Here is a 10,074-nt window from a genome sequence, read left to right as displayed (position 1 = left end):
CGAGTGGGGTGCCGTTTCTCTTGGTTACTTCTCTTTGGGCAAGCAAAGAGAAGTGACCCGGGCCGCGGCAGCGGTCCGGAAGCCCGCCGCAGGCGAGCCGGCTTGCAGTCACTTCAAATCAAAAATGAAGAGCCAAGTCACTGGTTCCCAGCCGTCGCTGGGATGACGCAGAGGGGAGGCACGCGGAGACGGGTAGCCTCCTCCTGGCGATCCATCCAAGTGTCGCTGAGGGCGCGGGCTGACCGCGCTTCCGTTCAACGGCCCGATGGGCGGGACTCCTTCGGGCTGGGGGCCGCGCGACGCCCCCCTCGCGAGACACCCCGCAACAACTTTCGCCACGAAAACCCGCTGTCACAGGGTTGACACTTGCGCACCGCAGCAAGACAATTTGCGCGCCACCCGGCGCGTGTTTCGCCTGAAGTGGCCTCTGTCCTATCAACCCAAGGCATATGGACGTTTACCCTAGTCGCAACGTCGACATCCGCGAGCATCGGGTGCCGGCATTGCATCACAAGCTGATCTGCTGCGGCGACCGCCTGCGGTCGGCTGGCGCTTTCCTGGACTAGGGAAGACCGGCCCACCTCTGACGGCGCTGTCAGCGCCGTTAAAGAGGAGAAAGGGCCATGAAGCTCCTTCGCGATTTCTTTCGTCTGCGCACCTCGGTCCGCCCGCTGTCGGGCCGCCGCGTGGATGCCCGTCGTTCCTGGACCATCACCGTCCCCGCGCCGCTGAATCCGGCCCAGGCGCCGACCCCGGTCACGCTCGATATGCATTGGAACGCCGATGCTAAGGGCGGCCGGCCGGTCGCTCATTGGCACGAACATGCCGCTCCGCAAGCACACCGTCATCTGCAACTGGTATCCAGTCACTGATGAAGGCTTGGTCGCGCCAGGACTCACCGCGCAAGGGCTGGCCTCCGCCAGTCCCGTGGCGTCGATTGCGACGAAGTCCATAGCGCAGGTCTTGGCGTCACGCGCGGGATGACCCCGCCCGGCTCGCTGGTCCGGCTTAGATGTCACCGATTTCACGGAAGCGAGTCATGCAGAAGCACTCCACCCAGACCGTCACCGGCAAGGCGGCCGGCAAGGGCGCCGCAGCGCCTGTGCGCGTGGCCGTTGCGCAGGAAGCGTTCCGCCACAACGAAGCGCTCTACGCGGCGCTCGACACCAGCGCCGCCGGTCTCAACGAAGAACAGATCGCCGAGCGACTCGATCGCGATGGCGCCAACGAGGTTTCGCACGAGCGGCCGCCGCACTGGTCGAAGCAGCTCCTGCATGCCTTCAAGAATCCGTTCATCGTGGTGCTGCTGGTGCTGGCGTGCGTGCAGCTGGCGACGGACCACACCAATCTCACCGGCCCCACCATCATTTCGGTGATGGTGTGCATCAGCGTGTTCCTGAGCTTCACCCAGGAATACCGTTCGTCAAAGGCTGCCGAGAAGCTGAAGGCGATGGTGCGCAACACCGCCACGGTGACGCGCCGCGCCTCGGACGGCCACAGCGAGCGCATCGAAGTGCCGGTAGGCGAGCTGGTGGCCGGCGACATCGTGCACCTCGCCGCCGGCGACATGGTGCCCGCGGACCTCCGCCTGGTTTCGGCGAAGGACCTGTTCATCAGCCAGGCCATCCTGACGGGCGAATCATTGCCGGTGGAGAAGGCGCCGCCCTCGCAGGCGCAGGTGGTCGACGAATTCGATAGCGGCTCCAGCGACAACCCGCTCGATCTGGGCACCGTGTGCTACATGGGCACCAACGTGGTCAGCGGCACCGCCACGGCGGTGATCGTGGCCACCGGCGGGCGCACCTATCTCGGCTCGCTGGCCCGCTCGGTGGTCGGCCAGCGCGTGCAGACCAGCTTCGACCGTGGCGTGAAGAGCGTCAGCTGGCTGCTGATCCGCTTCATGGCGGTGATGGTGCCGATCGTTTTCCTCATCAACGGCTTCGACAAGGGCGACTGGCTGCAGGCGTTCCTGTTCGCGCTGTCGGTGGCGGTGGGCCTGACGCCGGAGATGCTGCCGCTGATCGTGACGGCGAACCTTGCCAAGGGCGCCATCGCGATGTCCAAGCGCAAGGTGGTGGTCAAGCGCCTCAACGCGATCCAGAACTTCGGCGCCATGGACGTGCTGTGCACGGACAAGACCGGCACGCTGACGCTGGACAAGATCGTGCTCGAGCGCCATCTCGACCTGTTCGGTGAGGAGTCGGCCGAGGCGCTGGAATACGGCTACCTCAACAGCCGCTTCCAGACCGGCCTGAAGAACCTGATGGACAAGGCCGTGCTGGCGCACCGCGACCTCGATGAGATGGCGCAGCACTACCACATCGTTGATGAGATTCCGTTCGACTTCCAGCGCCGTCGCATGTCGGTGGTGGTGAGCAACGGCAGCGGCAGCGAGCTGCTGGTGTGCAAGGGCGCGGTCGAAGAGATGCTGTCGATCTGCACGCACGCCAAGGCGGGCGACGAGATCCTGCCGATGGACGACGAGCAGCGCGCCAGCATCAAGGCGATGACGCGCCATCTCAATGAAGACGGCCTGCGCGTGCTGGTGGTGGCCATCAAGCAGCAGCCGCCGGCCGGTCGCGCCTATGGCGTGGCCGATGAAAGCGGCCTGGTCGCCGTGGGCTGCCTGGCCTTCCTCGATCCGCCGAAGGACACCGCTGGCACGGCGATCGCCGCGCTCCACCATCATGGCGTCGAGGTGAAGGTCATCACCGGCGACAACGAGGCGGTGACGCGCAAGATCTGTCGCGAAGTCGGCCTGGACGTCGCCAATTCGGCGCAGGGCAAGCACATCGAGCCGCTCAACGACGAAGAGCTCGACGAGCTGGTCAAGCGCACCACCGTGTTCGCCAAGATGTCGCCGCTGCAGAAGGCGCGCGTGGTGAAGTCGCTGCAGCGCCAGGGCCACACCGTGGGCTTCCTCGGTGACGGCATCAACGACGCGCCGGCGCTGCGCGAGGCCGACGTCGGCATCTCGGTGGACACCGCCACCGACATCGCCAAGGAGTCGGCGGACATCATCCTGCTCGAAAAGAACCTGATGGTGCTGGAAGAGGGCGTGCTCGAAGGTCGTGTCACCTTCGGCAACATCATCAAGTACATCAAGATGACCGCCAGCTCCAACTTCGGCAACATGTTCTCGGTGCTGGTGGCGAGCGCGTTCCTGCCGTTCCTGCCGATGCTGCCGCTGCAGTTGCTGGTGCTGGATCTGCTCTACCACGGCTCACAGCTGTCGATTCCGTTTGACCAGATGGACGAGGAATACCTGCGCAAACCGCGCAAGTGGGACGCCAGCGATATCGGCCGCTTCATGGTGTGGATCGGTCCGGTCAGTTCGATCTTCGACATCACCACGTACTGGCTGTTGTGGCATGTGTTCGGGGCGAATTCGCCGGAGCATCAGGCGCTCTTCCAGACTGGCTGGTTCGTCGAGAGCCTGCTGACCCAGACGCTGATCGTGCACATGATCCGCACGCGCAAGATCCCGTTCGTGCAGAGCATTGCAGCGGCGCCGGTGCTGGCGTTGACCACCGCCGTCATCCTCATCGGCCTGGTGCTGCCGTTCACCGGCATTGGTTCGAAGTTCGGCTTCGTGACGCTTCCGCCGGCGTTCTTCGGTTGGGTGGCGTTGACGGTGTTCACCTATGCCGTGCTCACCCAGATCGTGAAGACGATCTACATCCGCCGTTACGGACGCTGGCTGTAAGTCCGGAGCCTTCCGGGGGCGCGTGACACCGCGTCCGCCACCCCAGTGCATGGGGATGACGGGCGCAACGCGATACGGGTGACCCGCGCTTGCCGGTCACCCTGGATGAACGTTTGTTTCGTTGGCGTCGGTGACGGCGCCCGTATCCACGACGGACTCCCGCAAGGGAGACCGTGGACGCTTGTGCCGTCCCGATTTGCTTCAAGGAGGTTGAGCCATGAAAGGCACCTTCGCTTTGCTCGACATTGCCGGCTACGTGGCCCTGTTGCTGTGGGGCACGCACATGGTCACCAGCGGCGTGCTGCGTGGCTACGGCAGCGTGCTGCGCCGCTGGATGGGCCGTTACCTCGGTCATCGCCCGGCCGCGTTCGGCTTCGGTGTATGCGTCACGGCGCTCCTGCAGAGCAGCACCGCGACCGGGCTGATGGCGACCTCGTTCGCCGCCAGCGGCTTCCTCGGCCTGGCCCCGGGCCTGGCGGTGATGCTGGGCGCCAACGTGGGCACCACGCTGATCGTGCAGGTGATGTCCTTCGACATCTCGATCGTGGCGCCGGTGCTGATCCTGATCGGTTTCACCATCCATCGCCGCACCGATGACGTGAGCTACGAAAACCTTGGCCGCGTATCGATCGGCTTGGGCCTGATGCTGCTGGCGCTGCACCTGCTGGTGGGCGCCATGGCGCCGGTGGAAAACGCGCAGGTGTTGCACGCGATCCTGCAGAGCCTGGCCAGCGAGCCGGTGATGGCGATGCTGGTGGCGGCGCTGCTGACCTGGGCCTGCCATTCCAGCGTGGCTGTGGTGCTTTTGATCGTGTCCCTGGCCAACGCCGGCGTGGTGGATGCGCCGGGCGCCCTGGCGCTGGTGCTGGGCGCCAACCTCGGCAGCACCATCCCCGCCCTGATGGAAGCGCATACACCGGTGGCTCGCCGCCTGCCAATGGGCAATCTGATGGTGCGCGCGTTTGGCTGCATCGTGTGCCTGCCGTTGCTGCCGCTGATCGTGCACTGGCTGGCGCCGCTGGGCGCCTCGCCGGCGCGCATCGTGGTGAACTTCCACACCGCCTTCAACCTCGCGCTGGCGCTGCTGTTTCTCCTGCCGACGCGCAGGCTTGCACAGTTACTGGTGCGGTTGCTGCCGGAGCCGCCGAAGCCGAACGATCCCGGCATGCCGCAGTACCTGGACGAGGCGGCGCTCGAATCGGCCAACGTGGCGCTGGCCAACGCGGTGCGCGAATCGATGCGCATGGCCGACATGGTTGAGGGCATGCTCAAGGGTCTGGTCGAGGTATTCGGCAAGGACGACCGCGCTCGCGCCGCCGCGATCGGCCGCACCGACGAGGGGTTGGATCGCCTGGGGATGGCCATCCGCGAATACCTGGCCGATCTCGGCGGCCAGCCGCTGAACGAGGAGGACGGCGAACGCAGCCAGGAGATCCTCGCCTTCGTGATCAACCTCGAGCATATCGGCGACATCACCGCCAACGGGCTGATGGAGTTCGCCGTCAAGAAGGCGCAAAGCGGGCAGGATTTCTCCGCCGAGGACATTCAGGATCTTGCGGCCATGCATGCGCTGGTGATGGAAAGCCTGCGGCTGGGCCTGACCGTGTTCCTTCGCGGTGACCTGCGCGCCGCCCAGCAGTTGGTGGCGCGCAAGGAGGCGCTGTGGCGATTGGAGAACGAGGCCTCGGAACGGCACATCAAGGCCCTGCGCGAGCGCCGCGATGTTGGCGGCGGCGCGGACGTCTATCTGCGCATCCTGCGCGACCTCAAGCGCGTGCATTCGCATCTGGCGGCGCTGGCCTACCTGCCGCTGGAGCGGGCGGGGATGCTGCAAGACCGCCTCGTGCGTGAACCGGCGACGACCTGATGTAAGCCTCGCTGGCTATCGTATTCACCCTGTAAAGGAGCGACGGCAAATTGGATCCGGACCCATCGACTGACACCGAATCTTTTAGCTGACTGCACCCTCCCCGTTCCTGCGCGCATTCCTCCGGAATGAGCCCCGACCGCGGCGACCGGTGACGGTCGGCCTGCGGACGGGATCCGCGTTCCAGCCTGCTGGCTGGCGGCGTCTTTCCCTTCGCATCACGTGCCCTGTGGCCTGCTTCGCCACGGCGGATGGACGCACGCTCAAAGAACACCGGGGATACCCCATGTCGTACCGCTTTCCGCGCTTGTTTTTCGCACTGGCCGTGAGCCTGTCGCTCGCCGCCTGCGCCGCGTCCCATTCGGCCGAGGATCAGGCCGCCGCGCCCCCGTTCGTGGATGACCACGGCGTGCTGCGCGTGCCCGAGAAATCTCCCCTGCGCAAGGAACTGGCGGTCGCGCCGGTCGAGGTGCGCAACGCCCCCCATGCGATGGAGTTTCCTGCGCAGGTAGAGTCCGATCCGGCGCGCACCATCAACGTGCAGGCGCCACTGACGGGGCGCGTGGTCCAGCTCAAGGTGGGCCTCGGTGACCATGTCTCGCGCAACCAGCTGCTGGCGGTGATCGATTCCGGCGACATGGCGCAGGCCTATGCGGATGTGGCCAAGGCCAACGATGCGCTGGCGCTGGCCAACAAGCAGTTGGATCGCGCCCACGGAGTGCAGCAGGCCGGCGGCAATGCCGTGAAGGACCTGGAGTCCGCCCAGAGCGCCTACAACCAGGCCAAGGCCGAGCAGGCGCGTGCGCAGACGCGATTGAACTCCTTCACCAGCGAGGGTGGCTCCGGCGCTGCACGCAGCATCCAGATCACCGCGCCGACCAGCGGCACGATCACCGCGCTCAATATCGCCCAGGGCGCGTTCGCCAACGACCCGACCGCGGTGCTGATGACCATCGCCGACCTGGGTTCGGTGTGGATCACCGCCAATGTGCCCGAGGCCGATGTCGGCCATGTTGCTAAGGGGCAGGCGGTCGACGCCACGTTGATGGCGTTTCCGAGCGAGGAATTCCATGGCCAGGTCACCTTCGTGAACGCCGTGCTGCAGGCCGACACCCGTCGCGACCTGGTGCGCGCGACGTTCGCCAATCCGGACGGCCGCCTGAAGCCGAACATGTTCGCCAAGATCCGCATCGCCATCCCGCAGCCGGCCCAGGTGTTCGTGCCCGAGTCGGCGCTGCTGATGAACAACGACAGCACCACCGTGTTCGTCGAGGTGTCGCCGTGGGCGTTCGAGCGCCGCACGGTGGACCTGAGCTACGACGAAACCAGCGGCACGCGCGTGCTGAAGGGACTGAAGGCGGGCGATCGCGTGATCGTGAAGGGTGGAGTCCTTCTCAATGATTGAGGCGATCTTCCACTTCTGTTTTCAGAAGCGAGTGATGTTCATCGTCGTGTCGATCCTGGTGCTGTGCTTCGGCTACTACTCCTGGACGCAGCTGGCCATCGAGGCCTATCCGGAGCTGAGCGACGTCACCGCGCAGGTCACCACGCAGGTGCCGGGTCTTGCCGCGGAGGAGATCGAGCAGCAGATCACCATCCCGCTCGAACGTGGCCTGGCCGGCACGCCGGGCCTGGTGAGCATGCGCTCGAGCAGCACGTTCGGCCTGTCACTGATCACCCTGGTGTTCAAGGATGGCGCGGAGGACTACTGGTCGCGCCAGCGCGTGCAGGAGCGCATCGCCCAGGTGACGCTGCCGCCGGGTGTGACGCCGGGGCTTGATCCGGTGTCCGGCCCGGCCGGCGAGATCTACCGCTTCACGCTGGAATCGACCACCAAGAACCTGATGGAGCTTTCCGAGATCCAGGCCTGGGTGGTGGTGCCGGCGCTGGAACGCGTGTCCGGCGTGGCCAACGTGGATATCTTCGGCGGCTTCACCAAGGAGTTCCAGCTGGAGCTCGATCCCACCCAGCTGCATCGCTACGGCGTCAGCGTCAACCAGATCACCAGCGCCATCTCGGCCAACACGGCCAATGCCGGTGGTGGTCGCATCACGCGCGGCGAGCAGTCGTACATCGTGCGTGGCATCGGCATGGTGCATTCGCTCAAGGAGATGGGCGACATCGTGGTCACCGAGAGCAACGGCGTGCCAGTGCTGGTGCGAGACCTCGGCAAGCTGCGTTATGGCCATCAGGTGCGCCAGGGCATCCTGGGCAAGGACAACAATCCCGACACCATCGAGGGCATCGTCGACCTGCTGAAGTACGAGAACCCTTCGCGCGTGCTGGAGGGCATCCACGCGGCGGTGGATGAGCTCAACAAGCAGCTGGCGGCGCAGGATGTGCGCATCGTGCCGTACATCGATCGCGACGATCTGGTGAGCGCCACCAAGGAGAAGGTGTTCCACACCGTGATGGAGGGCGTGGGGCTGGTCTGCATCGTGCTGATCCTGTTCCTCGGCAGTCCGCGCTCGGCGATGGTGGCCGCGGTGGCGATCCCGATGTCGCTGGTGACGGTGTTCATCCTGATGCAGTTCACGCATATGCCGGCGAACCTGTTCTCGCTGGGCGCCATCGACTTCGGTGTGATCGTGGACGGCACCATCGTGGTGACCGAGGCGATCCTGCGCCGGCGCGAGGAAAAGCCGCACGCAGTGCTGACCGAAGACGACGTGATGACGGTGACCAAGCACGTCGGCCGTTCGATCTTCTTCGCCACGCTGATCATCATCACGGCTTACCTGCCGCTGTTCGCGTTCGAGCACGCCGAAGGCAAGCTGTTCCGCCCGATGGCCTTCACCGTGGGCTATGCGCTGCTGGCCGCGTTGCTTTGCACGGTGACGCTTACGCCGGGCCTGGCCTACATCGCGTTGCGCAAGCCGCGGAAAATCTTCCACAACAAGCCGCTGGTGCGGCTGCAGGCAGGCTATACCGCCTGGCTGCGACGCCTGCTGGGCAAGCTGCCGGTGGCCTACTCCGTGGCAGGCGTGGCGTTCGCTGGCGTGGTCGTGCTCGGCATGACCATCGGGCGCGAATTCCTGCCGGAGCTGGACGAGGGTTCGCTGTGGCTGCAAGTGCAGATGCCCACCGGCCTGTCGCTGGACAAGGCCAGCGAGATGACCGCTGAGCTGCGCCGCGCCATCCGCGAGTTCCCCGAGGTGTCCTACGTGGTGACCCAGATGGGCCGCAACGACACCGGCACGGATCCCTGGACGCCGTCACATGTCGAGGCCGGCGTGGGCCTCAAGCCCTACGACACCTGGCCCAGCGGTGAAAGCAAGGCGGAGTTCCTGCGCAGGTTCAACGCGCGCATGCAGCAGATCCCCGGCATCTCGGTTGGCATCAGCCAGCCTATCGTCGACGGTGAGAACGACATGATCGGCGGCGCACACAGCCCGCTGGTGCTGCGCATCTACGGCGACGACTTCAAGGAGCTGCGCCGCATCGGCGGCGAGATCGTGGAAGTGCTTCGCGGCGTGCGCGGCACGGCCGAAGCGTCCATCTTCCAGGAGCCGCCGATTCCGCAGCTGGCCATCGTCGCCGACCGCGAGGCGGCGGCGCGCTACGGCATCAGCGTTAGCGACATTACCAATCTGATCCAGACCGCCATCGGTGGGGCGCCGATCACGACGGTGTATGTCGGCGATCGCATCTACAACGTCACCGCGCGTGTGTCCAACGAAGTGGCCAACAGCGTGGAGGCGGTGGGCGAGCTGCCGCTGACCTCGTCCACCGGTGCGCAGGTGCCGCTCAAGCAGGTGGCCAGGATCACCCTGCAAAGTGGTGAGAGCACCATCGCGCACGAGCACAGCAAGCGCCAACTGACCATCCGCATCGACAACCGCGATCGCGCCCTGTCTGAATACCTGGCGGATGCGCAGAAGCAGATCGACGCGAAGGTCCACTTCGACCAGCAGAACTTCCATCTGGAATGGGCCGGCACCTTCGAGAACCAGCAGCGCGCCCAGGCCCGCCTGGTGGTCGTGATGGCGATGGTGCTGGCGATCATGGCGGTGTTGCTGTTCATCGAGTTCGGCAAGCTGCACCAGGCCGTGTTGGTGCTTGCGGTGGTGCCGCTGGCCACGGTGGGCGGGCTGGTCTCGCTGCACCTGCGCGGGGAGACACTGAACATCGCCACGGCAGTGGGCTTCATCGCCTTGTTCGGCGTCGCGGTGCAGAACGGCATCATCATGGTGTCCAACATCAACCGTGTACGAAAGGAAGGCCACGCGCTCAAGGACGCCGTGATCGAAGGCGCCACCGAGCGCTTCCGGCCGGTGCTGATGACCGCCACTGTCGCCACGGTGGGCATGCTGCCCGCCGCGCTCGCCACCGGCATCGGGACCGACGTGCAGCGTGGCCTCGCCACCGTGGTGGTGGGCGGCCTGCCGATCGCCACGCTGCTTACGCTGTTCATCCTGCCAAGCCTCTACTTTGCGCTGGAGCGCTTCCTCGATCGCCGGCGTCGCCAGCATCGTCCGCATCCCACGCGGGAGCTCTGACC

At 65.6% G+C, this 10,074-nt stretch carries 5 protein-coding genes; all 5 read left to right on the top strand.

The features are described 5' to 3' along the window. The first annotated feature begins 623 nt into the window (after positions 1-623). Entirely contained in the window at positions 624-872 is a 249-nt protein-coding gene (locus tag DVT68_RS08870) for a hypothetical protein (RefSeq protein ID WP_114824717.1), read from the top strand. Positions 873-1,039: 167 nt separating this feature from the next. After that, positions 1,040-3,706: a magnesium-translocating P-type ATPase gene (gene mgtA / locus DVT68_RS08865; protein ID WP_114824716.1), complete on the top strand. Its 2,667-nt coding sequence runs from the start codon at positions 1,040-1,042 to the stop codon at positions 3,704-3,706. A gap of 217 nt (positions 3,707-3,923) precedes the next feature. Beyond that, complete coding sequence (locus DVT68_RS08860; RefSeq protein ID WP_114824715.1) at positions 3,924-5,573, top strand: Na/Pi cotransporter family protein; 1,650 nt, start codon at positions 3,924-3,926, stop codon at positions 5,571-5,573. A 286-nt stretch (positions 5,574-5,859) separates the two neighbouring features. Then, positions 5,860-6,978 carry an efflux RND transporter periplasmic adaptor subunit gene (locus DVT68_RS08855; protein ID WP_114824714.1) on the top strand — a complete coding sequence of 373 codons (1,119 nt, stop codon included), beginning with the start codon at positions 5,860-5,862 and terminating at the stop codon, positions 6,976-6,978. Beyond that, positions 6,971-10,072, top strand: coding sequence for an efflux RND transporter permease subunit (locus DVT68_RS08850; protein ID WP_114824713.1), 3,102 nt, complete (start codon positions 6,971-6,973; stop codon positions 10,070-10,072). The genes DVT68_RS08855 and DVT68_RS08850 overlap by 8 nt, the downstream gene beginning before the upstream one ends. Positions 10,073-10,074 lie beyond the last annotated feature (2 nt).

The organism is Dyella solisilvae (genome assembly GCF_003351225.1).
In the GTDB taxonomy this organism is placed as follows: Bacteria; Pseudomonadota; Gammaproteobacteria; order Xanthomonadales; family Rhodanobacteraceae; genus Dyella; species Dyella solisilvae.
Note: the sequence above shows the minus strand (reverse complement) of the source record. Positions and strands in the feature narration are given on the sequence as shown.

Excerpts from the sequence above, each read along its gene's own strand:
- mgtA (WP_114824716.1), top strand. The coding sequence starts at position 1,040 with ATGCAGAAGCACTCCACCCAGACCGTCACCGGCAAGGCGGCCGGCAAG.
- DVT68_RS08855 (WP_114824714.1), top strand. The coding sequence starts at position 5,860 with ATGTCGTACCGCTTTCCGCGCTTGTTTTTCGCACTGGCCGTGAGCCTG.
- DVT68_RS08870 (WP_114824717.1), top strand. The coding sequence starts at position 624 with ATGAAGCTCCTTCGCGATTTCTTTCGTCTGCGCACCTCGGTCCGCCCG.
- DVT68_RS08860 (WP_114824715.1), top strand. The coding sequence starts at position 3,924 with ATGAAAGGCACCTTCGCTTTGCTCGACATTGCCGGCTACGTGGCCCTG.
- DVT68_RS08850 (WP_114824713.1), top strand. The coding sequence starts at position 6,971 with ATGATTGAGGCGATCTTCCACTTCTGTTTTCAGAAGCGAGTGATGTTC.